The sequence below is a fragment of the Sphingomonas daechungensis genome, assembly GCF_014489495.1.
Lineage (GTDB): Bacteria > Pseudomonadota > Alphaproteobacteria > Sphingomonadales > Sphingomonadaceae > Sphingomicrobium > Sphingomicrobium daechungense.
In genome coordinates this window covers 2,539,202-2,562,358 of the sequence record NZ_CP060780.1, presented here as the reverse complement: position 1 = coordinate 2,562,358, position 23,157 = coordinate 2,539,202, and the positions used below count along the sequence as shown (strand labels likewise).

At 63.5% G+C, this 23,157-nt stretch carries 28 protein-coding genes, 1 tRNA gene and 5 pseudogenes; 19 read left to right on the top strand and 15 right to left on the bottom strand.

All coding sequences use genetic code 11. The features are described 5' to 3' along the window. Nucleotides 1-190: 190 nt before the first annotated feature. The 5 genes and pseudogenes from nusG to H9L15_RS13990 form a co-directional block, all read right to left on the bottom strand. Nucleotides 191-729, bottom strand: a pseudogene (gene nusG, locus H9L15_RS14010) (transcription termination/antitermination protein NusG). Between the two features lie 25 nt (nucleotides 730-754). Beyond that, nucleotides 755-952 (bottom strand): preprotein translocase subunit SecE, encoded by a 198-nt coding sequence (gene secE / locus H9L15_RS14005; RefSeq protein ID WP_187714489.1) that lies wholly within the window; start codon nucleotides 950-952, stop codon nucleotides 755-757. A 95-nt stretch (nucleotides 953-1,047) separates the two neighbouring features. Further along, nucleotides 1,048-1,123 (bottom strand) — tRNA-Trp (locus H9L15_RS14000). Nucleotides 1,124-1,173: 50 nt separating this feature from the next. Continuing rightward, the gene (locus tag H9L15_RS13995; RefSeq protein WP_187714488.1) at nucleotides 1,174-1,614 is read right to left on the bottom strand and encodes an ion channel; all 441 of its coding nucleotides are present in this window, start codon (nucleotides 1,612-1,614) and stop codon (nucleotides 1,174-1,176) included. A gap of 45 nt (nucleotides 1,615-1,659) precedes the next feature. Next, nucleotides 1,660-3,498 carry a fatty acyl-AMP ligase gene (locus H9L15_RS13990; RefSeq protein WP_398286283.1) on the bottom strand — a complete coding sequence of 613 codons (1,839 nt, stop codon included), beginning with the start codon at nucleotides 3,496-3,498 and terminating at the stop codon, nucleotides 1,660-1,662. On the opposite strand from H9L15_RS13990, the gene H9L15_RS13985 reads away from it, so the two are divergent. The 4 genes from H9L15_RS13985 to H9L15_RS13970 all read left to right on the top strand — a co-directional run bounded on the left by H9L15_RS13985 (nucleotide 3,463) and on the right by H9L15_RS13970 (nucleotide 5,632). After that, nucleotides 3,463-4,098: a regulatory protein RecX gene (locus tag H9L15_RS13985; RefSeq protein WP_317617538.1), complete on the top strand. Its 636-nt coding sequence runs from the start codon at nucleotides 3,463-3,465 to the stop codon at nucleotides 4,096-4,098. The genes H9L15_RS13990 and H9L15_RS13985 overlap by 36 nt on opposite strands. A 61-nt stretch (nucleotides 4,099-4,159) precedes the next feature. Next, the gene (locus H9L15_RS13980; RefSeq protein WP_187714487.1) at nucleotides 4,160-4,738 is read left to right on the top strand and encodes a cold-shock protein; all 579 of its coding nucleotides are present in this window, start codon (nucleotides 4,160-4,162) and stop codon (nucleotides 4,736-4,738) included. Nucleotides 4,739-4,778: 40 nt separating this feature from the next. Beyond that, nucleotides 4,779-5,201, top strand: a complete 423-nt coding sequence (locus H9L15_RS13975; RefSeq protein WP_223276290.1) for a DUF192 domain-containing protein — start codon at nucleotides 4,779-4,781, stop codon at nucleotides 5,199-5,201. Nucleotides 5,202-5,248: 47 nt separating this feature from the next. Next, on the top strand, nucleotides 5,249-5,632 hold the full coding sequence (locus H9L15_RS13970) for an NADH:ubiquinone oxidoreductase subunit NDUFA12 (protein ID WP_187714486.1): 384 nt from the start codon (nucleotides 5,249-5,251) through the stop codon (nucleotides 5,630-5,632). 10 nt (nucleotides 5,633-5,642) lie between these two features. Here the strand turns inward: H9L15_RS13970 and H9L15_RS13965 are convergent, their stop codons facing one another. After that, on the bottom strand, nucleotides 5,643-5,879 hold the full coding sequence (locus H9L15_RS13965) for a hypothetical protein (RefSeq protein ID WP_187715960.1): 237 nt from the start codon (nucleotides 5,877-5,879) through the stop codon (nucleotides 5,643-5,645). Here H9L15_RS13965 and H9L15_RS19105 point away from each other — a divergent pair. Continuing rightward, a pseudogene (locus H9L15_RS19105) lies at nucleotides 5,776-6,009 on the top strand (DUF2155 domain-containing protein); the annotation flags it as partial. The gene H9L15_RS13965 and the pseudogene H9L15_RS19105 sit on opposite strands and share 104 nt — an antisense overlap. Nucleotides 6,010-6,044: 35 nt before the next feature. Here the strand turns inward: H9L15_RS19105 and aat are convergent. After that, on the bottom strand, nucleotides 6,045-6,797 hold the full coding sequence (gene aat / locus H9L15_RS13955) for a leucyl/phenylalanyl-tRNA--protein transferase (RefSeq protein ID WP_187714485.1): 753 nt from the start codon (nucleotides 6,795-6,797) through the stop codon (nucleotides 6,045-6,047). A gap of 48 nt (nucleotides 6,798-6,845) precedes the next feature. Next, entirely contained in the window at nucleotides 6,846-7,193 is a 348-nt protein-coding gene (gene arsC / locus H9L15_RS13950; RefSeq protein ID WP_187714484.1) for an arsenate reductase (glutaredoxin), read from the bottom strand. 199 nt (nucleotides 7,194-7,392) lie between these two features. Between arsC and H9L15_RS13945 the strand changes: the two genes are divergently transcribed. Together H9L15_RS13945 and H9L15_RS13940 are read left to right on the top strand one after the other, a co-directional pair. After that, complete coding sequence (locus H9L15_RS13945) at nucleotides 7,393-7,953, top strand: glycine zipper family protein (protein WP_187714483.1); 561 nt, start codon at nucleotides 7,393-7,395, stop codon at nucleotides 7,951-7,953. A gap of 58 nt (nucleotides 7,954-8,011) precedes the next feature. Continuing rightward, complete coding sequence (locus H9L15_RS13940) at nucleotides 8,012-9,340, top strand: L,D-transpeptidase scaffold domain-containing protein (protein ID WP_187714482.1); 1,329 nt, start codon at nucleotides 8,012-8,014, stop codon at nucleotides 9,338-9,340. A gap of 3 nt (nucleotides 9,341-9,343) precedes the next feature. Here the strand turns inward: H9L15_RS13940 and H9L15_RS13935 are convergent, their stop codons facing one another. Then, the gene (locus tag H9L15_RS13935) at nucleotides 9,344-10,051 is read right to left on the bottom strand and encodes an energy transducer TonB family protein (RefSeq protein ID WP_187714481.1); all 708 of its coding nucleotides are present in this window, start codon (nucleotides 10,049-10,051) and stop codon (nucleotides 9,344-9,346) included. 118 nt (nucleotides 10,052-10,169) lie between these two features. Between H9L15_RS13935 and H9L15_RS18055 the strand changes: the two genes are divergently transcribed. Continuing rightward, entirely contained in the window at nucleotides 10,170-10,553 is a 384-nt protein-coding gene (locus tag H9L15_RS18055) for a heme-binding beta-barrel domain-containing protein (RefSeq protein ID WP_223276289.1), read from the top strand. Nucleotides 10,554-10,856: 303 nt separating this feature from the next. Here the strand turns inward: H9L15_RS18055 and H9L15_RS13925 are convergent, their stop codons facing one another. After that, on the bottom strand, nucleotides 10,857-11,300 hold the full coding sequence (locus H9L15_RS13925; protein ID WP_187714480.1) for a hypothetical protein: 444 nt from the start codon (nucleotides 11,298-11,300) through the stop codon (nucleotides 10,857-10,859). 167 nt (nucleotides 11,301-11,467) lie between these two features. Between H9L15_RS13925 and H9L15_RS13920 the strand changes: the two genes are divergently transcribed. Beyond that, nucleotides 11,468-12,013, top strand: a complete 546-nt coding sequence (locus H9L15_RS13920; protein ID WP_187714479.1) for a hypothetical protein — start codon at nucleotides 11,468-11,470, stop codon at nucleotides 12,011-12,013. Nucleotides 12,014-12,022: 9 nt separating this feature from the next. Here the strand turns inward: H9L15_RS13920 and accC are convergent. Together accC and accB are read right to left on the bottom strand one after the other, a co-directional pair. Next, nucleotides 12,023-13,379 (bottom strand): annotated as a pseudogene (accC, locus tag H9L15_RS13915) (acetyl-CoA carboxylase biotin carboxylase subunit). Between the two features lie 3 nt (nucleotides 13,380-13,382). After that, nucleotides 13,383-13,886, bottom strand: coding sequence for an acetyl-CoA carboxylase biotin carboxyl carrier protein (gene accB, locus H9L15_RS13910; protein WP_223276288.1), 504 nt, complete (start codon nucleotides 13,884-13,886; stop codon nucleotides 13,383-13,385). A 132-nt stretch (nucleotides 13,887-14,018) separates the two neighbouring features. On the opposite strand from accB, the pseudogene thiS reads away from it, so the two are divergent. After that, nucleotides 14,019-15,028: pseudogene (gene thiS, locus H9L15_RS13900) on the top strand (sulfur carrier protein ThiS). Between the two features lie 188 nt (nucleotides 15,029-15,216). On the opposite strand, the gene H9L15_RS13895 reads toward thiS, so the two are convergent. Beyond that, the gene (locus H9L15_RS13895) at nucleotides 15,217-15,825 is read right to left on the bottom strand and encodes a class I SAM-dependent methyltransferase (protein WP_187714476.1); all 609 of its coding nucleotides are present in this window, start codon (nucleotides 15,823-15,825) and stop codon (nucleotides 15,217-15,219) included. A 45-nt stretch (nucleotides 15,826-15,870) separates the two neighbouring features. On the opposite strand from H9L15_RS13895, the pseudogene H9L15_RS13890 reads away from it, so the two are divergent. Further along, nucleotides 15,871-16,520, top strand: a pseudogene (locus tag H9L15_RS13890) (protein-L-isoaspartate(D-aspartate) O-methyltransferase). Between the two features lie 14 nt (nucleotides 16,521-16,534). Here the strand turns inward: H9L15_RS13890 and H9L15_RS13885 are convergent. Beyond that, complete coding sequence (locus H9L15_RS13885; protein WP_187714475.1) at nucleotides 16,535-18,196, bottom strand: thiamine pyrophosphate-binding protein; 1,662 nt, start codon at nucleotides 18,194-18,196, stop codon at nucleotides 16,535-16,537. Nucleotides 18,197-18,292: 96 nt separating this feature from the next. On the opposite strand from H9L15_RS13885, the gene H9L15_RS20545 reads away from it, so the two are divergent. After that, the gene (locus H9L15_RS20545) at nucleotides 18,293-18,592 is read left to right on the top strand and encodes a peptide-methionine (R)-S-oxide reductase (protein ID WP_398286276.1); all 300 of its coding nucleotides are present in this window, start codon (nucleotides 18,293-18,295) and stop codon (nucleotides 18,590-18,592) included. Further along, on the top strand, nucleotides 18,589-18,774 hold the full coding sequence (locus H9L15_RS20540; protein ID WP_398286274.1) for a peptide-methionine (R)-S-oxide reductase: 186 nt from the start codon (nucleotides 18,589-18,591) through the stop codon (nucleotides 18,772-18,774). The genes H9L15_RS20545 and H9L15_RS20540 overlap by 4 nt, the downstream gene beginning before the upstream one ends. On the opposite strand, the gene H9L15_RS13875 is transcribed toward H9L15_RS20540, so the two are convergent. After that, nucleotides 18,771-20,198 (bottom strand): NAD-dependent succinate-semialdehyde dehydrogenase, encoded by a 1,428-nt coding sequence (locus H9L15_RS13875; RefSeq protein WP_187714474.1) that lies wholly within the window; start codon nucleotides 20,196-20,198, stop codon nucleotides 18,771-18,773. The two genes, H9L15_RS20540 and H9L15_RS13875, sit on opposite strands and share 4 nt — an antisense overlap. Before the next feature lie 74 nt (nucleotides 20,199-20,272). Here H9L15_RS13875 and H9L15_RS13870 point away from each other — a divergent pair, with 74 nt between their 5' ends. The 6 genes from H9L15_RS13870 to H9L15_RS13845 all read left to right on the top strand — a co-directional run bounded on the left by H9L15_RS13870 (nucleotide 20,273) and on the right by H9L15_RS13845 (nucleotide 23,105). Then, nucleotides 20,273-20,572: an SCP2 sterol-binding domain-containing protein gene (locus H9L15_RS13870; RefSeq protein ID WP_187714473.1), complete on the top strand. Its 300-nt coding sequence runs from the start codon at nucleotides 20,273-20,275 to the stop codon at nucleotides 20,570-20,572. A gap of 41 nt (nucleotides 20,573-20,613) precedes the next feature. Next, nucleotides 20,614-20,934, top strand: coding sequence for an ACT domain-containing protein (locus H9L15_RS13865; RefSeq protein WP_262984818.1), 321 nt, complete (start codon nucleotides 20,614-20,616; stop codon nucleotides 20,932-20,934). 91 nt (nucleotides 20,935-21,025) lie between these two features. Beyond that, complete coding sequence (locus tag H9L15_RS13860; RefSeq protein WP_187714472.1) at nucleotides 21,026-21,499, top strand: GlcG/HbpS family heme-binding protein; 474 nt, start codon at nucleotides 21,026-21,028, stop codon at nucleotides 21,497-21,499. A 54-nt stretch (nucleotides 21,500-21,553) separates the two neighbouring features. Continuing rightward, nucleotides 21,554-22,261 carry a CoA transferase subunit A gene (locus H9L15_RS13855; RefSeq protein ID WP_187714471.1) on the top strand — a complete coding sequence of 236 codons (708 nt, stop codon included), beginning with the start codon at nucleotides 21,554-21,556 and terminating at the stop codon, nucleotides 22,259-22,261. Next, nucleotides 22,261-22,917, top strand: a complete 657-nt coding sequence (locus H9L15_RS13850; RefSeq protein WP_187714470.1) for a CoA transferase subunit B — start codon at nucleotides 22,261-22,263, stop codon at nucleotides 22,915-22,917. Before H9L15_RS13855 ends, H9L15_RS13850 begins: the two co-directional genes overlap by 1 nt. Further along, a complete protein-coding gene (locus H9L15_RS13845) occupies nucleotides 22,914-23,105 on the top strand; it encodes a hypothetical protein (RefSeq protein WP_187714469.1) in 192 nt (63 codons plus the stop codon). The genes H9L15_RS13850 and H9L15_RS13845 overlap by 4 nt, the downstream gene beginning before the upstream one ends. The last annotated feature ends 52 nt before the right edge of the window (nucleotides 23,106-23,157 follow it).

Sequence of the window (23,157 nt, the reverse complement as noted above, 5' to 3'; positions counted from 1 at the left end):
GGAATGTCGGCTGTCCGACTTATCGAACGATAAGTACCAGTGCGCTTTTCGCCTTCGTAGTGCGGGCGAGAGGTTCGGGGGGCGGTGAGCGACCTGCGTCACGGACCTCGACCTTCGGCGACTAGCCCTGCTGAAGAAACGGAGCGATCCGGCCACACCCCAAGGCGGCCGGGTCGCTTTCGTTCGTGGGCTACTTGACCCGTTCGACCTGCTCGAATTCGAGTTCGACGGGGGTCGCGCGACCGAAGATCGAGACAGAGACCTTTACGCGGCCGCGGTCGAAGTCGAGTTCCTCGACAACACCGTTGAAGCTCGCGAACGGACCGTCGAGCACCTTCACGGCATCACCGATCTCATAGTCGACATTGACCTTCTGCTTCGGCGCGGCGGACGCAGCCTCTTCCTTGGTCGAAAGGATGCGCGCGGCCTCGGCTTCGGTGATCGGCTGCGGCTTGCCGCCGGGCCCGAGGAAGCCGGTGACCTTCGGTGTGTTCTTCACAAGGTGATAGACCTGGTCGTTCATCGCCAGCTTGGCGAGAACGTAGCCGGGAAGAACTTGCGGTCCGACGTGACCTTCTTGCCGCGGCGAATCTCGGTGACCTTCTCGGTCGGGACTTCGACGGCTTCGACCTGGGTTTCGAGGCCAAGGCGCGTAGCTTCGGAAAGGATCGCGTCCTTCACCTTGTTCTCGAAGCCTGAGTATGCGTGGATGATGTACCAGCGGGACATGATGTGTTGAGTTCCCCGTTGCTCGCTAGCCGATCAGGCCAAGCAGGAATTTGACGATCGCGCTGAAGAACGAATCGGTCGCGAAAAAGAAGATGGCAAGGAGGGCGGTCATGATGAAAACCATGATTGCGGTGCGGACAGTCTCCGCCCAGGTCGGCCAGACGACCTTCGACGCTTCGCTGCGTACCTGCCTGATGAATTCGCCTGGGGAGGTCTTCGCCACCGACATTGCCTCTTCGAGATAGAAAAACGCTCCGCGGACCCGGAGGCCGACGGAGCTGAAAGCGACTTAGCGATACCGGCTTGAGTCTTCAAGGCTGGCAGGGGCAGAGGGACTCGAACCCACGACCCTCGGTTTTGGAGACCGATGCTCTACCAACTGAGCTATACCCCTAGGCCGAGGCGCGACTTATGCGGCGAACGACGGGCGCGCAAGGGCGGCGTTCAATTGATGATCTTGCGAAGCGTCCCGACCATGAACGCTGTCGACCAGCCGATCAGGACGAAGCCGATCAGCGCTTCGAGTGAACCGAGCAGCCGCCATTCCTCGTCGAAATGAGCGGGTGCGGACCCGAGCGTGGCGTAGCAGGACGCTGAATAATAAAGCGCCGCTTCCATCGACCTTAACGCCCCGACGTGACGATAAAAGAGCGCGAAAAGGTAGATCTCGAAGAAGTGCAACGTGAATAGTAGCAGCCCGTAAGTTCCCATGAGGAATGAAGCGCGAAGGCCGAATTCGTTGGGTATGGCGCGATCGTCGTGAAGGTGCAGGACCTTCGAGATGGCCACGAGGCCTGCGCTGTGAACCACGACCATCAGCACAATGAACGCCGTGACCACGGCCAACTGTAAGCCAAGGTCGACGACAATGACTTCATCGCTCAACGGCGCTCTCCTGCACGCGGAAAGCGGCTACGATGGCAGACTAACTTACGTTGCTGAAGACCTGATTTCAGGCAGCGATGTCGAAGGGCTGAATCTCGCCGGAGAGGTAGAGATTGCGTGCCTTGGTCCGAGACAGCTTGCCCGAACTCGTGCGGGCAAGGACCGCGGCGGGACGAGTTCGACGATCGGCGTGATGCCGGTGATCGCGCGAACCCGCTCACGGATGTCATCGCGAAGCCGGCCACGTTCGGTGGGATCCGAGACTCGGCAGTGAACAAGGACGGCCGGGGTTTCCTCGCCTGACGGACCCGTGATCGCGAAGGCGGCGATATCGCCGGACTTGAAGCCGGGAAGCTGCTCGACCGCCCACTCGATGTCCTGCGGCCAGTGATTGCGGCCGTTGATGATGATCATGTCCTTCGCGCGGCCGACGATGAAGATGTAGCCGCCCGACATGTAGCCCATGTCGCCGGTATCCAGCCAATCGTCCTTCAGGCAGGCGGCGGTGGCTTCCGGATCACGATAGTAGCTGTGCATGACCGACGAACCGCGGACGAAAACGCGACCGATGCCGCGGTCTTCGAGCAAAGCACCATCCTCACCGCGGATTTCGATTTCCATTCCGCGGACCGGCTTTCCGCAATTGACGACCGCCCGGTACCGGCGCGGACGCTCCGGCGAGCCGTTGTCGCCGCCGTTCAGGACGGTCTCTTCGACCAGCTCGATGCGGATACCTTCACCCGGCGGCATCAAGGAAACGGCAAGCGTCGCCTCGGCCAGGCCGTAGCTTGGGCAGAATGCGGCGGCCTTGAAGCCGGCATCTGCGAAGGCGTCGACGAAGGCCTGCATCACGTCGGGCCGGATCATGTCGGCGCCATTGCCGGCAATCCGCCAGCGCGACAGGTCGAAGCGATCTTCCGCGCGGGTCTGTGACGACATACGACGAGCGCAAATGTCGTAGCCAAAGGTCGGCGAGTAACTGACGCTGGTACCGGGATTGCGCGTGACCATGTCGAGCCACGCAAGTGGGCGGCGGGCGAAGTCTTCGGTCTTCTGGTAGTCGGTGGAGAGCTGAAGCGCGATCGGCGACAGCATGCATCCGACCAGCCCCATATCGTGGTACCAGGGAAGCCATGAAATAACGCGGTCAGTCTCGATGACCTCCAGGCCGACACCATGAGCATGGAGATTCGACAGAAGCTGGCGATGCGTGACAGCCACGCCATGCGGGAAGCGCGTCGATCCGCTGGAATATTGGAGATAAGCGACATCGTCGGCGTCGGGGATCGGCAACTCGCTCTCACTCGAGACGACTTCGCCGAGGCTATCCCAGGAGCGCACGGAAGTAGTCCGTCCAGCGGCGGCCTCTTCCGCATAAGAGATCAGTTCGGCCGAGCAGACAAACAGTGACGGGTCGCTGCTTGTGAGCATGACTCGAAGCTGCTCGACATAGGCCTCGCGGCCGCCGAAGCTGGTCGGCAGAGGCAGCGGTACAGGCCATAGGCCGGCGTAAACGGCGCCGAAGAAGCAGGCCGCAAACTCGGGACCCGTCTCTGCGATGAGGGCCAGGCGCTCACCCGGCCTCAGTCCTAGCGCCATGAAGCGCTGCGCATGGGCAAGCGCGTCCTCGCGCAGCTCGGCAAAGGGGTAAGCCCTGACCAGCGTGCCGCGCGCGTCGTGGAAATTCATGCCGCGACGCCCGCGCGCCGCGTAGTCGAGCGCCTCGCCCAGGGTCGCAAAGTCCGCCACGCGTCGCGGGAGCGAGTCCAGGGTCGGCGTTGCGCCTGCGGGAGCGAGGTCGGCTACGATCGTGTTGTTGCGGTCGAGCAAGCCTTCACCATCATCAAAATGCCCGCCAAAGGCGCGGCCTGTCGCCCACCTCATCAGTGGGATGACTTGTACTGGTGTGCGAGTGTGGCACAAATTGGGCCGATGCATGTCCGACGGTCCGCCCGACCGCGAAAGCCGTTAAACGGCGAAAGCCTCCACGAACTCGCCCTTTTCTACGTGGGCAAGTTTGCAACGACGCGGGCCAAGCTGGTCAACTATTTGAATCGCAAGGTTCGCGAGCGCGGCTGGGATGGTGACCGAGAGCCCGAAATCGAGACGCTGGTGGAGCGCATAGCGGCTAGCGGCCTGGTCGATGACGCCCTCTATGCGATGTCGAAATCTCGTTTGCTTTCGGAGCGGGGCTACGGCGGGCATCGCGTCGCTCAAGCCCTTCGTGCAGCTGGAATCGATGAGGAAGACGGAGCGGCCGCACAGAATCTGGCGGCGGAGGAAGCGGCTCGCTCGGCATTGCGATTTGCCCGCAGGCGTCACCTAGGGCCTTTTGCTGATGTTCCACCCGATCGAAATGGGAGAGAGAAGGCGCTCGCGGCCATGATCCGCGCCGGCCACCGCTTTGAACTGGCGAAAGCAGTGATCGACGCTGAACCTGGCAGCGAACCGGACCTTAACGACCTGCAAGAGAAGAGTCGTTAAGTCGGTTTCACGACACTTAGACACATGTTAGTAGTGTATTGTGCAGCGCGAGAAGTCAGGAATGGCAACACAGCCCGAACATCATCCGCTCGACGACGCCGAGGCGGTCGCTGACGATTCGTCGGAGATGGAGGCGGTCGTTGGCCGAGTGAAGTGGTTCGATGCCACGCGAGGCTTCGGCTTTCTGATCAGCGATTCCATCGACGGCGATATCCTCATACATTTCAGTGTCTTGCGGGAGCATGGCCGCAGGAGCTTGCCGGAAGGCGCGATCGTGGAAGTCGTCCCGATGCGGCTCGATCGCGGGCTCCAGGCCAAGAAGGTCATCTCGATCGACGTTGGCTCCGCCGTCGTTCCTCCGCCCAGGGTTGCCCGCTCGACGAGCAAGGACATAGACCGTAAGGCCTTGTCGGATTCGGCCGGTGAGTTCGAACCTGTAGAGGTGAAATGGTTCAATCGCGTAAAAGGCTACGGCTTCGTCAACCGCGTCGGGGACCCGGACGCGCACGATATTTTCGTTCATATGGAGACCGTCCGGAACTCGGATGTCGGGGACCTGCAGCCGGGACAGCACGTGCTGGCGCGCATAGCCGAGGGGAAGAAAGGCCTGACCGCGGTCGAACTGCATTCGGACTCCTAGGCCGCGCGTTGGCTGCGGCGGCTATTGCGGCGAGCAGCGCTTGCGGTTCGGCAACGACTGCCCTCAAGTTGCCGAGAAGTCCTCCGCCGGCCTCGAACAGGTTCCACTCACGATTCATTCGTCTTCGGGAACGCACAAATTCACGGTCGAAATCGCTCGCACGCCTGAGCAGCAGGCGCGAGGCCTGATGTTCCGGGAGTCGCTCGCGCCCGACCGAGGCATGATTTTCCCTTACGATCCGCCGACCGACGCAAGCTTCTGGATGAAGAATACGCTCATCCCGCTCGACCTGGTGTTCATTCGCCCGAACGGCACCGTGGGGCGCATCGCGGAAAATGCCGTCCCGATGTCCCTGGAGCCAATTCCTTCGCTCGAGGCGGTGTCTGCTGTCCTTGAAATTCCTGGCGGGCGCGCTGCCGAGCTTCACATAAAGGAGGGCGACAAGGTCAACTGGCCTCATTGAGGCCTGATGCTTGCACTCGCGAGCCCGAGCGGGCAGATGCGCGGGCCATGGGATTCTGGTCTCGGACATTCACCTGGTGGAACGGCGCGACGTGGGGGACGGGGCTGTTCACGCGCCTTCACGGAAAGGAAGTCGGTCGTGACGACGCCGGCAACGTCTATTTCGAGGGCAAGAAGAACCCGGCGACCCGCTGGGTCATCTACAACGGATCGAACGACGGCAGCCGGGTTCCGCCTGATTGGCAGGCCTGGCTGAAGGGCACGATCGACGGCCTCCCGGACACATCGCTCCCGGACCGTCGCAGGTTCGAACAGCCGCCGCAGGTCAATCCGACCGGCACGATGGCCGCGTTCCGGCCCGATGGGTCGCTGTCGAAGAATCAGCTGAGGCCTGCCTCGACGGGCGACTATCAGGCCTGGACGCCAGACTGAGCGTGAAGACCTACGCCGTAACCGGCACGCTGCTGGCGCTGCTGCTCGCGGCGGGCTGCCAGCGCAAGGACGATGACCAGGGCAATCGCGTCCAGCTTCCGACGGCTGCGCGCGGCGCGGGGCAGAACGCCGACGTGACCCCGATGGCGGAGCGCGTCGCAGTCATCTCGCTGCTCAACAAGCGGAACGGAATCGTTCGCGACCTGACCATGAAGCCGGGCCAGTCGATCCAGGTGAAGGATGCCATCGTGCGTCTCCGCGCCTGCGAGACGACTGCACCATGGGAAAGCGAAAAACTGACCGGCGCTTTCCTCCAGCTCGATGTCCAGCAGCCCGATAAGCGTTGGATCCGGGCCTTCTCCGGCTGGGTCTATAAGGAATCGCCGTCACTGAACGTCGTCGAGCATCCAATCTACGACGTCTGGCCCAAGAGCTGCGCGATGACATATCCCTCAGCCGCCGCCGAGCCCGCGGCGCCGGTCGCTTCGAGCAATCGGTCCAGGGCGAACAGATCGGGCAGTGCGGATCGCAGGGACAATGCGGCCGGACCCGCGGAAGCCCCGGCGCCCGAACCTTCAGCGCCGACGGAGCCTGCGCCAGCTCCGCCAAGTGCTGCGGAAAGCAACGCGACATAGTCTTTGCGTGAGATGCTCACGGCGCCGAGCGAGGCGAGGTGGGCGGTCATGAACTGGCAGTCGAGCAGCGAAAAGCCGCCGACCTTCATCCGCGCGACAAGCCACGCGAGCGCAACCTTCGAGGCGTCAGTGCGGCGGCTGAACATGCTTTCGCCGAAAAAGGCGCGCCCAAGCTTCACGCCGTAAAGGCCGCCGACCAGTTCGCCGTGGTCCCAAACTTCGATCGAATGGGCATGCCCTGTCGAGTGCAGGGTGACCATCGCATGCTCGATGTCGTCGTTGATCCAGGTCTCATCGCGGTCGGCGCAGGCGGTGATCACCGCAAGAAAGTCACGGTCCATCGTTACGGAAAATCGCCCCGACCGGATCGTCCGGCGCAGAGACCTTGAAAGATGGAATGCGTCGAGAGGGATAATCGCGCGAGAGCGTGGCTCGACCCAGAACAGCTCGGATGCTTCCCGGCTGTCGGCCATCGGGAAAATTCCGGCCGCGTAGCCTTGCAGCAGAAGACGTGGGTCCAACCGACTCATCGCGGTGGAATATGCGATGGTTCCAGCGGCTTGTCAGCGACGCCGATGCTAGAGGATCTCATGGACGACGTCTTGCGGTCGGCAAAGCCGGGCCCCCTTGTCGGTCACGACCAGCGGCCGGTTGATCAGGATCGGATGCTCCATCATTGCATCGAGGATCTCGTCATCGCTGACCTCGGGACGCGTGAGCCCCAGCTCCGTGGCAATCGGCTCCTTCGTCCGCAGCCCTTCGCGCGGTGAGATGCCGGCGCGAGCGTAAATTGCCTTGAGCACTTCGCGGCTCGGCGGCGTCTTAAGGTATTCGACGACGGTCGGATCCTCACCGCTTTCCCGCAGGATTTCGAGCGTTTTGCGCGATGTTCCGCAGAGCGGATTGTGATAGATCGTTACGTTCATGTCACGGACAGTTCCTAGTTCTTACGCCGCTTTTGGCAACGAATGCGCCGTCAGTCCGGTTCATTCCCGCGTCGAAGCATTGTCGCGTTGCCGGAACGATGTTGCGCAAGCGTCGTTTCTCGCGCGTGACATGCACCGTTCGCCGGGGATTTCAGGGCCCGGGGCATGGTCCGGAAGATTAACAATCGGGAGATAGACGATGCAAAAATCATTTCTGGCAGTCGTGCTGGCCAGCTCGGTAGCGCTGAGCGCTTGCGCGACCGACAGCCAAACCGCGGGTGACGTTGCGCAGGGCGCAGCGATCGGCGCGGCCGGTGGCGCAGCCGTCGGTGCAGTGGTTCCGGGCGTGAACGTGATCGAAGGTGCCGCTGTCGGCGCAGCGATCGGCGGTCTCGCCGGCGCAGTCTGGGCCGACCAGAACAACGACGGCTATGTCGATGGCTACGTTTCGAACGGCCAGTATTACACGGGCACCCCGCAGGGCTATGACCCGACGCTTCGTCGCGTTGCAACGGGCGCTGTCGGTGGTGCGGCTCTCGGCGCGGTTGCCGGTGCGGTCATTCCGGGCGTCAGCCTGCTCGAAGGCGCAGTGATCGGTGCTGCCGTCGGCGGTCTCGCCGGCGCCATCTGGGCCGACCGCGACAACGATGGGCGCGTGGACGGTTATGTTCAGAACGGCCAGTATTATGCGGGCGCGCCGCAGTCGACGGCTCCGGCCCCGACCTACACGCCGCCGGCTCGCTCGGGTGAGCGCGGCTAACGCCTCGGTCCACTCAGTGATCTGTACGCGTACGATGCGCACCGGCCCTCAGCGGTCGGTGCGCATTTTTTCCGCCCTGCGCGGAGGCTTCGCGGCGCTCCTGCTTGCGGGGGTATCTTCGGCGCTTCCCGGCTCGGCAGCGGCCGCACAGTCGACCGCCGCGCGCTTCGCAGCCGGAGCAGAGGGCGTTTCCGAATTCTACAAGGCGCGTGACGGCCGCTTGCTGTGGCTGTCGCAATCGGGACGGCCGGCGGATTTGCTTCTGGAGACGCTTCGGAATGCGGACGCCGATGGCCTCAATGGCGACCGCTACGACGTCGAAAAGCTGGAACATATCGTCCAGGCCGCGCGGCAGTCCGGCAGCGCCAAGGCCGCGCGCCGAGCGGACGCTCAACTGAGCCGCGCCTTCGTTGCCTATGTGCGCGACCTTCGGTCGACCAAGCGGAGCGATACGATCTACGTCGACGCCGAGTTGAAGCCGGAGATGCCGAACGACCGCGCAATCCTCGAGACGGCAGCTACGGCGCCTTCGCTCGAGGTCTACATCGCGGAAATGCGCTGGATGAACCCGCTCTATGCGCAGCTTCGCCACGCTCTGCTCTCGGGCAATTACGATGCTAGCCAGCGCGATCTCGTCCGGCTCAATCTCGACCGCGCTCGCGAGCTGCCGGTGGGCGACGGCCGCTACGTGCTCGTCAATGCGGCCGCCCAACGCCTGTTCATGATCGAAGATGGCAAGACCGTGGATTCGATGCGGGTCGTGGTCGGGAAGCCGATCTATCCAACGCCGATGATGGCGGCATACATCCGTTTCGCGAACCTCAACCCCTACTGGTACGTTCCGGCGGACCTGGCGGCGGAACGGATAGCTCCGAACGTCGTGAAGCTGGGACTGCCGTATCTCGACCGGCAGGGTTACCAGGTCGTCTCCGATTTCGTCGACAACCCCCAGATCTTCGATCCTTCGGCCATCGACTGGCAAGCCGTTGCGGATGGCCGCCAAAAGGTGCTGATCCGCCAACTGCCGGGCGCTCATAACTCGATGGGCCGCATCAAATTCATGTTCCCGAACGAGGAGGGAGTCTACCTCCACGACAACCCGGAGCGAGAACTCTTCGAGCAGGCCGCCCGGCTGTACAGCGGCGGTTGCGTGAGGCTGGAGTCGGCTTGGCGCTTGGGGCGCTGGCTGTTCGGACGCGACCTGACCTGGAAGGGAGCGGGCCCCGAAGAGAAGGTGCCGCTCGATAAACCCGTTCCGGTCTACATTACCTATCTGACCGCGGTGCCAGATGGCTCGCAGATCGCGTTCCTCGACGACGTCTACGGACGCGACAAGGCAAGGCTGGCAGAGGGATCGGCCGACGCAGCGCAGACGGCGGCGCGATAGAAATTACAGCGACCAATTGGCGACATAGTCCAGTCGATAGGGGATCGGCCGGCCATCCGCGTCAAAGGCCGGGCGAAACCTCAACCGACGGTAGATCAGTGGGCAAAGCCTGCCATCGACGTCGGCGTCTCCGCTCGATCGCGTGACTCGGCAATTGATGGGCAGTCCGCTTGGGTCGAGCTGAAGAGCGACCATGGCCCGGCCGTAGGGTAGTCGGCCGCCGGTCAGCTCGCGATAATCACCGCGATTGAGATTGCGGACCAGCCGAGCCGGCGTGAACCCGGTGAAATCGCCATTGCCTCCGCCGCCTCGACCGGTTCCCGATCCGCCAGCGCCGGGTCCAACTCCGGTCGCCGCCGCGCCCGCGCGCGCCTGGTTCCCGGTACCCGCAACGGGCGCGGCAACCACTGGCGGCTTGGTAGGAACGACAATTGCAGGCTTCGGCGCGACGACCTGCGTTGGCTCGGCCTTCTTGCCGGCGGCTCCTTCCTGATCCTTCGTGCGGTCGGCCTTTGGCTGAGGTGGCGGCGGCGCGGGCGGCGGAGGCGACCTCTCTTCAATATCGAAGGTCTTGAGGCTCTCAACGGCGTGGCGGACATTGTGGACATTGAGTCCGGTCAGGATGACGGCGCCGATAACGATATGCACCAAGGCAACTCCGGCGAGCGCCTTGGCTCGATCGTTCGCGGGTGTGGCGGTGTAAGTGCCCATCGGATACGTCCGTCCAAGGAACGCATATGGCCGTTGAAAGTGCAACGGTTGCCCACGCTTGCGTGATGCGGACAGCCGTCGCATCCGGGCGGGAAACGACGCTGAAGGAAGACCGCCGATGAATCCCTTCCCGACGGACATCTTCACAGAGCCGAGCGACGTCGATCCGGACACGTTGGCGAACCTTGGTCCCCTGCGGCGGCTGGCGGGCACATGGCAATCCTCAGCAGGGCTGGACATCAATCCGAAGGCGGACGGGCCGGAGCACCGCGACTACATCGAGCGCATCGAGTTCCAGCCGATCGATCCGCAGGCCAACGGTCCGCAGCTGTTCTACGGTCTGCGGTACCACATTCATATCAATACGCCCGAAGAGGACATCACCTTCCACGACCAGGTCGGCTATTGGTTGTGGGAGCCGGCCACGGGCCTGGTGCTGCAGACTTTGGCAATCCCGCGGGGCAGACTGCGCTGGCCGCCGGGCAGGCGCAGCCGGGGATGACCGCCTGACGGTCGTCGCCGAGCGCGGGCCGACGGAGTATGGGATCTGCTCCACGGCCTTCCTGGAATATGCGTTCCGGACTGACCGCTATCAGCTCGAAATCACGTTCCATTCCGATGACAGTTGGAGCTACGCTTCGGAAACGACGTTGATCGTGAAGGGACAGTCGGACCCGTTTATTCATCGTGATCGGAACACGATGGTGAGAACTGGAGACGCGACCCCGAACCCCTTGATGATGATCCAGACCGCGAAATCCTGAACGGAAGCACCCCGAGCGTCTAGCCCGGGGTGCCCGCTACATTAGTCGTCGTCACCGTCCCAACGGTCGCGGCGGTCGCGGCGGTCGTCTCGGTAATACCGGTCGTCGTAGCCTCCGTAGCGCCCGCCACGGTTCCAGGACGAGCGGCCCTGCCGGATCTCCAGCTGGTAGATCCGCTGGTCGAACTCGCGGGCTTCCCACGGGTTCAGCCCGTTGCGAGACGCCATTCGCAGCGCACGGTCGAGGCCGATGGCTTCGGAATAAATCTGGCGCCGCATGTCAGGCCGAATTCCGTCGATCGATTTCAGGACGTTTTCTATCCTGCGGTGGAGTCCGCCAGCGTCGGCATAGCCCCGGTTGTAGCCGTACTCATTTCCGTAACCGCGATCGTTCCCATACGGCTGCGGATAATATTGCGCAGCGGCAGGTGTTGCGATCGCAAGCGCCGATCCGGCAGCGGCCAAAACCAAAGTGAGTTTACGCATCAGTGCCCTCCTACAAGCAGGTCGATGCGGATTTGCGCCAAGTCGCTTGATTCAAGGCTGAACGTACTCGTTATCGGCGGTTCAGGCGACCGGCCGACCGGTCTCTCAAGACAGTTGCGAGATCGGCCGAGACCTGATTTGTTGGCACCGCAGTTGGGGAGAATTGCATGCTGTCTCGGTCATTTTTCGCTTTTGCAGCCCTTTCGCTTTCTGCCGTCGCTCCGGCCTACGGACAGGCGGCGGATGATTTGGCAAGCAAGATCATCAACGATCCGTCAGCCCCGTCGGTCAACGGTGCCAAGGCCTCGCTTCATGACGATCCGGCTGCACAGGGCGGCAAGGCGCTCCGCGTCCAGGTTCCGAAGAAGGGTGCCAACGTCTGGGACAGCGCGGTGGAGACAGCGATCCCGAAGCCGATCAAGGCAGGCGACCAACTCGTGCTCATGGTCTCGGCCAGGCTTGAGAAGGGCGAGGGAGGGGCGACCGCGACGACCATTCCCTATGTCGCGGTGCAGCTTGCGTCCGAGCCCTATTCCTCGCTTCTGCAGCAGTCGGTCGACATCGGGCCGGAATGGAAGGACTTCCAGATTCGCGGAACGGCGGATCGCGACTATCCGGCCAACTCGGTCAAGGTGACCGTCCATCTCGCAACCGCGAAGCAGACGGTGGACGTGGGCCCGATCGTGCTCCTCGACCTCGGGCCGAAGAAGTAAGCGGAAGGACTATTCGGCAGCGACCTGCTGCTTCTCCAGCCACTGTTCAAGCCATTTGATGGTATATTCGCCGCGGAGGAACTCCTCGTCGCGGACCAGCGCTTGGTGGAGCGGGATAGTGGTCTTCATGCCCTCGACCACGAACTCCTCCAGCGCGCGGCGGAGGCGCATGATGCAGCGTTCGCGCGTAGTGCCATAGACGATCAGCTTGCCGATCATGCTGTCGTAGTACGGAGGCACGCGGTAGCCTGTGTACAGGCCGCTATCGACGCGGACGTGCATGCCCCGGGAGCGACGTAATTCTTCACGAGGCCCGGCGACGGCGCAAAGGTCATTGGGTCTTCGGCGTTGATGCGGCACTCGATGGCGTGGCCGTGCAGGTGGATCTGCTCCTGCCGGCATGACAGGCCTTCGCCCTGCGCAACGCGGATCTGCTCGCGGACCAGGTCGATCCCGCTGATCATTTCGGTCACCGGATGCTCGACCTGAAGCCGGGTGTTCATCTCGATGAAGTAGAACTCGCCGTTTTCGTAGAGGAACTCGATGGTGCCCGCGCCGCGGTAGCCCATGTCGCTCATCGCCTTGCGGACGATCTCGCCCATGCGCTCGCGCTCTTCCGGCGTGATGACAGGGGAGGGGCTTCCTCCAGGACCTTCTGGTGACGCCGCTGCAGCGAGCAGTCGCGCTCGCCGAGGTGGATCGCCGCGCCTTCGCCGTCGCCGAACACCTGAAATTCGATGTGGCGCGGGTCGGCGAGATATTTTTCCATGTAGACGGTGTCGTCGCCGAACGCGGAACGCGCCTCGGACGCCGCCTGGCTCATCAGGCTTTCGAGCTGGTCGTCGGACTGGACGACCTTCATGCCACGACCGCCGCCGCCGGATGCGGCCTTGATCAGGACCGGGTAGCCGATCTCCTCGGCCAGCGCGTGGGCCTCGGCGACGCTCGTCAGCGCCCCCGCCGAGCCGGGAACGAGCGGAAGGCCGAGCTTAGCGGCCGTGCGCTTGGCCTCGATCTTGTCGCCCATGATCCGGATGTGCTCCGGCTTCGGGCCGACCCAGATGATGCCGTGGCTCTCGACGATCTCCGCAAACTGCGCGTTTTCGGAGAGAAAGCCGTAGCCCGGGTGGATCGCATCGGCGTGGACGATCTCAGCCGCCGAGATGATGTTCGGGATGTTGAGGTAAGAGTCGGTCGCCGCGGGTGGGCCGATGCAGACGGTCTCGTCGGCAAGCCGCACGTGCATCGCGTCGGCGTCGGCGGTCGAGTGAACTGCGACGGTCTTGATGCCTAGTTCATGGCAAGCGCGATGGATACGCAGCGCAATCTCGCCGCGGTTCGCGATCAGTAGCTTTTGAATGGCCATGACTTAGCCGAGCACCACCAGGGACTGGTCGAACTCGACGGGCTGGCCGTCCGCGACGTTGATCTTCTTGACTGTGCCGGCCTTGGGCGCGGTGATCGGGTTCATCACCTTCATCGCCTCGACGATGAGCAACGTGTCGCCGGCCTTGACGGCCTGTCCGACGGTGATGAACGGCTTGGCGCCAGGCTCAGGCGACATGAACGCCGTGCCGACCATCGGCGACTTCACAGGCTCACCCGAAACTTCGTCTTCATGTGTTCCGAGGTCTTCCTTGGCATGCACCGGAGGCGCCGTCAGCGCGGGCGCGGCCGCCAGCGCGGCAGGAGGCGGAGCCGACACATAAGCCGTCGGCGCATCCCGGCGCACCTTGATCTTGCGGTCGCCATCCTCGACCTCGATCTCGTTGAGGTCGTTCGCGCTCAGCAGTTCAGCGAGTTCGCGCACGAGGGCAGTGTCGACACGCATCGATGCGTTCTTGTCGGCTCCGCCCTTGCCGGTCTCGGCCATTTCGAATCCCCTAAATTCTGCCCAATCGGGCCGTTTGCGCCGCGTCTTACCGCCTCGAACGGCGGCGTCCAGTCAAAGCGCTCCTGTCTTCAATTGCGCGAGGGGCCGGACGTTCCTATCTGAACCCGGCAAATGACGGTCGATCACACAGTCCAAGTCCGCATCAACGGCGAGCATCGCCGGGTCGCGGAAGGCATCACCATTGCCGAGCTCGTCAGCGAGCTTGGCTTCGACCCCGTTCGTGTTGCGGTCGAGCGGAACCTCGAGGTCGTACCGCGCTCGACGCTGGACGAAGTCTCTGTGCGCGACGGCGACGATTTCGAGATCGTTCGCTTCGTGGGAGGCGGTTGATGAACGTCGAGAACCCGGTGAAGGCGGATCGCTGGGCCGTCGCCGGCCGCACGTTCACGTCGCGGCTGATTGTCGGCACGGGCAAGTACAAGAGCCTGGAAGAAAATGCGGCGGCCGTTGAAGCGTCGGGAGCCGAGATTGTCACCGTCGCCGTGCGGCGAGTGAACATTTCGAACCCGAACGAGCCGATGCTGACGGACTTCATCGATCCGAAAAAGATCACCTATCTGCCCAACACCGCCGGCTGCTTCACCGCGGACGACGCGATCCGCACGCTGCGGCTGGCGCGCGAGGCGGGCGGCTGGAACCTCGTGAAGCTGGAAGTGCTCGGCGAGGCGAAGACGCTTTACCCGGATATGCGCGAGACGCTGCGCGCGACCGAGGTACTCGTGAAGGAGGGCTTCGAGCCGATGGTCTACTGCGTCGACGATCCGATCGCCGCCAAGCAGCTCGAGGAAGCCGGCGCGGTCGCGATCATGCCCTTGGGCGCACCGATCGGCTCCGGCCTTGGCATACAGAACCGCGTGACCATCCGCCTGATTGTCGAAGGGGCGAGCGTTCCCGTGCTGGTCGATGCTGGCGTCGGGACTGCCAGCGACGCGGCGCAGGCGATGGAGCTCGGCTGCGACGGTGTGCTGATGAACACCGCCATCGCGGAGGCCAAGGAGCCGGTGATGATGGCGCGGGCGATGAAGGCGGCCGTCGAGGCCGGACGCCTCGCGTATCTATCCGGCCGAATGCAGAAGCGACGCTACGCAGACCCGAGCAGTCCGCTCGCGGGTCTTATCTAGTCGCGGTAACGATGTGCGCCCGCATCGGCGCAGCAAAACCGTCGGGTCCTTCGTAAGCCCGTCCGCCTTTCACCATCTCGTCGAACACGCGGTCGAGCGCGTCCGGCCCATAATCCGCCAGCTCAACCCCATCGGCGATCCGTAGACCAGCCCGCGTGAACCTTCGACTGCGGACGGACTTCGGCTGGTCAGCTCGACTGTTTCAATTTCAATGTCGCCGAAACCAGCGTCTCGGAGGTCGCGCCGGATCCATTCCGGGTCGTGGTAGCTAAACGGCCCCTGGTCATGAACTGCGGAGGATTCTCCGGAAACAGCCGTCGCATGCTGTCGTTGGCCAGGTTGGAGAGCTTGTTCTCCTCTATGCGATCCCAGATCGCGACGACGTATCGCCCGGCGTCGCGAAGCACTCTTCTTGCTTCCGCATTCCCGCGCACCTTGTCGGGGTAGAACATGACGCCGAACTGGCAGACCACGATGTCGAAGCTCCCATCCTCGAATGGCAGTTCGAGCGCGTCGGCCTGCTGGAATCTGACGTTTCCCGAATTCACCCGCGTTGCGGCCACGTCCAGCATTGGCTGGTTGAGATCTGTGGCGACGATGCGCGCTTCGGGCAGAGAGGCGGCAAGAGCGGCCGTCACGACTCCGGTGCCCGCCGCGGTTTCCAGAATGTCACTGGGATCAAACCGAGCAACCCGTTTCGCAATTTCCTCGGCGTAGGGCCGGAACAGCAGCGGCACCATGTACTGCTCATAATTGGCAGGAACGGATCCAGAGAACCTTACGTCGATCGACGCCATCGGAACGCTCCCGATCTATGGCAGTTTATCCGGTCGGAGCAGCCTATGCCCGATTTCGCAAAGCTTCGCGAGCGGATGGTGCGCCGGCAAATCGAAGCACGGGGGCTAAATAGCCCCACCATACTTGATGCCTTTCGCAACGTTCCGCGGGAGGACTTCGTTTCCGCCGGAAGTGCGTCGGCAGCCTATGAGGACCATCCTCTGCCGATCGAGGCCGGCCAAACCATCTCGCAGCCTTACATGGTTGCTTTGATGATCGCTGCTGCAGAGATCGGGCCGAATGACCGCGTGCTCGAGATCGGCACCGGCTCGGGATATGCCGCCGCCGTCATCAGTCGCATTGCCGCAGAGGTCATAGGAATCGAGCGCCAGCCGCGACTGGTCAAAGTCGCACGCGAGCGAATGCGCGCCCGATTCAAGAACGTGGCGATATTCGAGGGAGACGGCACCTTGGGTGGCCGGATGCGGCTCCGTTCGATGCGATCATCGCCGCTGCCAGCGGCAGCCATGTGCCGCAAGTTCTGATCGATCAGCTTGCTCCGGGAGGCCGGCTGGTCATGCCGGTTGGTGGTCCTGGACGGGTGCAGGATCTGCTCAAGATCACCAAGCGTGTGGACGGCACGGTCGTTCAAGAGAACCTTGGGGGCGTCCGCTTCGTCCCTTTAATAGGCGAAGAGGGTTGGCAGGAAGGCTGACGCGGATTTGAGGATCAGGCTTTCGCGTTCTTGCGAAGAGACGAGATCGTCGTCGCGTTGGTGATCTGCTCGACGTCCGTCTTGCAGTGGATCAGGCGAATTCCCTTTCGTCCCATCGCTTGGTCAAGCGCGGCGACAAAGCCTTGCGTCGTATCGGCGGTCTCCGCCCAGCCGCCAAAGGCGCGCGCGAGCGCGGCGAAGTCCGGGTTGGCAAGCTGAGTTGCAGAGATACGCTCAGGATACTCCCGCTCCTGGTGCATGCGGATCGTGCCGTAGAAGCCGTTGTCGACGATGATGACGAGCAGGTCGGCACCATATTGCGCCGCCGTCGCGAGTTCCTGCCCGTTCATCAGAAAGTCGCCGTCGCCCGCGACGCAGACGACCGGCCGGTCCCTGAAACGGAGAGCGCCCGCTACTGCGGCAGGCAGCCCGTAGCCCATCGTGCCCGAGGTTGGCGCCAGCTGCGTCGGCATGCAGCCGTAACGCCAGTAGCGGTGCCACCAGCCGGAGAAATTGCCTGCCCCGTTACAGATGATGCTGCTTTCGGGGAGCTTCTCGCGCATCGCCGCCACGCAGGGGCCAAGGTCGAGAGCAACGCCTTCGCGCGGCTTCGGCTCCGACCATTCGAGCCACTCAGCATGCGCCTTCTCCCCGCAGGAGAAGCGAACCACGTCGGGATCGATCCACTCGTCGATCATCTCCGAAAACTCGCCCATGTCCGAGCAGATCGGGAGGTCGGCGTGATAGACGTGACCAAGCTCGTTCGGGTCGGGATGGACGTGGACGAGCGTCTGGCCGGGATGGTCCGGCGTGATCAACGTGTAGCCGTCGGTGGTCGACTCCCCGAGGCGCGCGCCGACCGCGAGAATCAGGTCGGCATCGCGAATGCGCTGTTGGAGCTTGGGGTTCGGCCCATAGCCAAGCTGGCCGGCGTAGACGGCGCAGCTGTTCGCGATCGCGTCCTGGCGCCGGAATGCCGCAGCGACCGGAATTCCATGGCGGAAGGCGAAGTTGGCGAAATGGTGGGCCGCTCGCGGGCTCCAGTCGGCGCCGCCCACGATGGCAATCGGATCGGTCGCTTCTTTCAGCAGCTCGAACAGGGCCTGGACCGCGCCGGGATCCGGCCCTTCGGCGACCGGCGGAACGCGCGGACGATCGAGCGCCTCGACCTCATCCCGAAGCATGTCTTCCGGCAGGGCCAGTACCACCGGGCCGGGCCGGCCGGCGGTAGCGACGCGATAGGCGCGATAGATATACTCCGGAATTCGGCGCGCATCTTCGATCCGGGCGGCCCACTTCGCGATGGGACCGAAGAAGGCCGGAAAGTCGATTTCCTGAAAGCCTTCGCGGTCGCGATCGCCGCGGGCCACGTCTCCGATGAACAGGATCATCGGCGTCGAATCCTGGAACGCCACGTGGACGCCGGCGGTCGCGTTCGTAGCGCCCGGGCCGCGGGTGACGAAGGCGACCCCGGGCCGTCCCGTCAGCTTGCCGTCGGCGTCGGCCATGTACGACACGCCACCCTCCTGGCGGCAGACGACGGTGTCGATCTCGGGCGTGTCATGAAGCGCATCGAGGACGGCAAGGAAGCTTTCGCCCGGAACGGTGAAGATGCGGTCACAGCCCTGAATGCGGAGCTGGTCGACAAGGATGCGGCCACCGGTGCGCTTGGTCATGGCGCGCCCGTTAGCCGGTTCGAATGCGACGGGCAAAGGGCGCGTGCGTCGCGAGAAGCTGCTAAAGCCGATTCACGCTGACTCGGAGGAACGATCATGGACGACACGGCCACACTTCAGTTCGACCTGACTCCGCCGAGCGACATCCAGCGGCACGAGCTCGAAACGGATCTGACGGAGCAGGAGAGGCACGTCCTGCTGGACCACGGCACGGAGGCTCCGTTCTGCGGCGTGTTAATGGATGAGAAGCGCGAGGGCCTGTTTACATGCCGGCTCTGCGGTTTGCCGTTGTTCAAAGGCGGATCGAAGTTCGAGAGCGGCACCGGTTGGCCGAGCTTTACCCAGCCGTTCAACCCGACCATCTCCAGTACATCCGTGACACCAGCTACGGCATGATCCGGACGGAAATCGTCTGCGCCCGCTGCGGATCGCACCAGGGTCACGTCTTCCCCGACGGCCCGCCACCGACCGGTGAGCGCTACTGCATCAACTCGGTTTCGCTCGACTTCACCCCAAAGGGCGAGCCGTTGCCTGACAAGCTCGGCAGGGGAGCGCCGGAAGGGGAAATCGCCAGCTAGGCCTGGTGGATCGCTTTCACGACCTGATAGCTCTCCAGGCCTTCCTTGCCGCCTTCCGAGCCGAACCCCGAGTCCTTGACGCCGCCGAACGGCGCGTCCGCGGACGACAAGGCGAAGGTATTGATCCCGACCATGCCGCTTTCGACCAGGTCGCCGATCAGGTTGGCGCGGCGGCCGTTCTCGGTGAAGGCGAAGGCGGCGAGGCCGAAGGGCAGGCGGTTGGCCTGCTCGATGGCGTCCTCGAACGTGTCGAACGGACGCGATACGGCGACTGGGCCGAATGGCTCGTCATTCATGATGTTTGCTTCGTTCGGGACGTCGGCGAGAAGCGTCGGCTGAAAGAAGAAGCCGCCTTCGCCTCGCTCGCCTCCGGCAAGGACGCGTGCGCCCTTGGCCTTGGCGTCCTGCACGAGCGCGTCGATCGCGTCCGGGCGTCGGCTGTTGGCGAGCGGGCCCATGCGGGTGTCCGCTTCGAGACCGTTGCCGATCTTCACCTTGGCGGTACGCTCGGCGAAGCCCTTCACGAACGCGTCATAGATGCCGCTCTGGACATAGAAGCGCGTCGGCGAAACGCAGACCTGCCCGGCATTCCGGAACTTCTGCGGGACGACCATGTCGAGCGTCTTTTCCAGATCGCAATCGTCGAAGATCAACACCGGCGCGTGGCCGCCAAGCTCCATCGTGACGCGCGTCATGCTGTCGGCGCACAGGCGCATGAGATGCTTGCCGACATTGGTTGATCCGGTGAAGCTGACTTTGCGGATGATGCGGCTGGCGATCAGCGTCTCACTGACCAGCGCGGCGTCGCCGTGAATGAGCTGGGCAACGCCGTTCGGGACGCCCGCGTCAGCAAGCGCGCGGAACATCTCGGTGCCGACACCCGGCGTCTCGTGCGGGGGACGCGAAATGACGGTGCAGCCCGCCGCTAGCGCGGCGCTGACTTTCTTCGCAAGCAAATAGAGCGGAAAATTCCACGGTGTGAACGTCGCCACCGGGCCGACCGGCTGGCGGATCACGCGGCTGAGTTGGCCCGCGGGTCGAACGAGCGTCCGGCCGTAATCGCGCTTCGCTTCCTCGGCGTACCAGTCGAACAGCTGGGCGGAAGCGGCGACCTCCGACTTCGCTTCGGCAAGGATCTTGCCCTGCTCCTGGGTCAGCGTGGCGGCAATGAGGTCGACGCGCTCCCGAAGCAGTGCCGCGGCCTTGTGCAGGATCGCTGCGCGCTTCTCGACGTCCATTGACCGCCATTCCGGCCAGGCGCGGCTCGAAGCTTCGAGAGCCTCCTCCAGATCCGCCTTGGTCGCGTAGGGGACCTCCGCGATCGGGCTGGCGTTGACGGGGTTCACGACCGTGTGGGCATCGCGGCCTTCGCCGCTTTTCCAGACGCCGTCGATGAAGAGCTTGAGGTCGGTTTCGTATCCCATGCCAGGCCAGATAGGCGCGCCTTGAAGACGGTTCAACGTCGGGGTAGGCGTTACTGACAAGGGAGAAAGCAACAATGACCAAGCAGGAACTGGTGTCGCGCATGCAGGAAGGTCAAGCCTGGGTCCCGGGCAAGCGCGTGAAGCTCGACTTCGGCAGCGAGGGCGTCATCCTGCTCGACGGAGCCGCCAGCCAGGTCAGCGAAGAAGACGGCGCGGCCGACACCACGATCAAGGTCAATTGGGATGACTGGCAGGCGATGGCCGCCGGCCAGCTCGACGGCATGACGGCGTTCATGACCGGCAAGCTTCGCATCGAAGGCGACATGTCCAACGCCATGCAGCTGCAGGGCGTACTCGCCAAGCTCCGCTCCTGAGCATTGGCGGGGAGCGCGACCTTTCCCGGCTTTTGAGAGGGTTGAAGCCGGCGCTCCATCCGGGACGCTATAGCTTCGCGCCAACGGATGAGCCTTCGCTGCCATCGGATGCCTTCGCGCTGATCCGAGAGGACGAGGAGCTGACGATCATCCGTCCCAGTCCCGCGGGCGAATGGGCACGGATCAGCCTGCCGATCTATTCGAGTCTCGATGCGGTCGGATTAACCGCGGCCCTGTCGAGCGCACTGGCAGAGGCCGAGATCAGCGCCAACGTGGTCGCCGCACTTCGCCACGACCATATCTTCGTCCCGTGGGACGAACGGCATCGCGCGCTCGCGTGCTTCGAAGAACTCAGCCTTTAGCGGAGCGGGCTTGTCGCTTTATCGAACCGTCGATTGCGGTGACGGACCCAGGTTGGCAGGGCTCCTGCGACGTTTTGCGAGGAGATTGCCTTTGCGTCTCACAGTCATTGCAGCGCTGATTGCGGCAGGCGCCGCGCAAGCGCAGGCGATCCCGACACTCGATGCCAAAACTGCCCAGGCCATCATCGCGGGCTGCGCAGCGCACGCTTCCGCCAAGAGCCAAAGTCACGCGATTGCCGTAGTGGATGCGGGCGGACATCTCGTTGCGGCGCTTCGCATGGATGGCAACGGTAGTGGGATCATGGATTTTGCGCTCGCCAAGGCACAGGCCGTGGCCGCTTGGGGTTTTCCCACCGCGCAAATGGAACAGTCTGCCAGGGACACCCCTGGATTTGCCAATGCACCGCATGTCGTAACAGTCGCAGGCGGCGTTCCGATCTGGACTGCGGACGGCAAAATGAGACTAGGCGCGGTCGGGGCGTCGGGGGAAGCTCCCGCTGACGACGCCGCTTGCGCTGAAGCCGGAATCCAGTCGGCGGGGTTCCGCAGTAGCCGCGTTCGCTGACTGCTGCTTGACCCCTCCTACCGCGAACGGCACAGGCGGCGCCAAGGAGTGCCAATGCAGAAGATCTATTCCAGCGCCGAAGAGGCGCTCCAGGGACTGCTGTTCGACGGGATGACCATCGCCGCGGGCGGATTCGGCCTGTGCGGCATTCCGGAGCGCCTGATCGACGCGATCCAGGCGAGCGGGGTCAAGGATCTCACGATCGCTTCGAACAACGCCGGCATCGACAATGAGGGTCTCGGCAAGCTCCTCCGCACTCGCCAGGTGAAGAAAATGATCTCGTCTTACGTGGGCGAGAACAAGGAGTTCGAGAGGCAATTCCTCGCCGGCGAGCTGGAGGTCGAGTTCACGCCGCAGGGCACGCTCGCGGAGCGGCTTCGCGCAGGCGGTGCGGGCATTCCCGGCTTCTACACCAAGACCGGCGTCGGCACGCAGGTCGCCGAGGGCAAGGAAGTGAAGAGCTTCGACGGCGAGGATTACATCCTTGAGCGCGGCATTCGCGCTGACCTTAGTGTGGTGAAGGGTTGGAAGGCTGACGAGAGCGGCAACCTCGTCTTCCGCAAGACCGCTCGCAACTTCAACCAGCCGGCGGCAACCAGCGGCAAGATCTGCGTCGCCGAGGTCGAAGAGATTGTTCCGGTCGGCTCGCTCGATCCGGACGGCATCCATCTGCCATCGATTTACGTGAAGCGCCTGATCCTCGGCGCTCCGTACGACAAGAAGATCGAGTTCAAGACGGTTCGTCAGCGGGAGGCGGCATAATGGCGACTGCAGCGGAGACGAAGGGCTGGACCCGCGACCAGATGGCCGCCCGCGCGGCGAAGGAGCTGCGCGATGGCTATTACGTGAACCTCGGCATCGGCATTCCGACGCTCGTAGCGAACAACATCCCCGGAGGCATGACGGTCACGCTGCAGAGCGAGAATGGAATGCTCGGCATCGGCCCGTTCCCGTACGAGGACCAGGTCGATCCGGACCTCATCAATGCCGGCAAGCAGACGATCAGCGAGCTTCCGTCGTCGAGCTACTTCGACAGTGCGGCAAGCTTCGCGATGATCCGCGGCGGGCATATCGACCTGACCGTGCTCGGCGCGATGGAAGTCAGCGAGAAGGGCGACATCGCCAACTGGATGATCCCCGGCAAGATGATCAAGGGGATGGGCGGCGCGATGGACCTCGTCGCCGGCGTCAAAAAGATCATCGTCGTAATGGAGCATAATGCGAAGTCGGGCGACCCGAAGTTCATCCCGGAATGCACGCTGCCGCTGACCGGCAAGAACGTCGTGGACATGATCATCACTGACCTCGCGGTCTTTCACCGGCCGGACCACGACAGTCCGTTTAAGCTGATTGAGCTGGCGCCCGGTGTGACTGCGGAAGAAGTGCGCGAGAAGACGACCGCGAACTACGTCGAATGATCCGGAGTCTCAGCCTGGCACTCTCGCTCGTCGCGGTTCCGGCCGCTGCGGCAGTGCCGGTCGAGATTGCCCAGACGGGACATGCCACGGTCCCGGTCGAAGGCGCATTCGGCGAGGCCCAGTTCGTCTTCGATACTGGCGCCGAAGGCAGCGCTGTCTACGCCGACTTCTCCGACAAGGCGGGCTGAAGATCGCCGGCAGCGAAAAGCTGCAAGGACAAACAGGCGCGGACGACCTTCC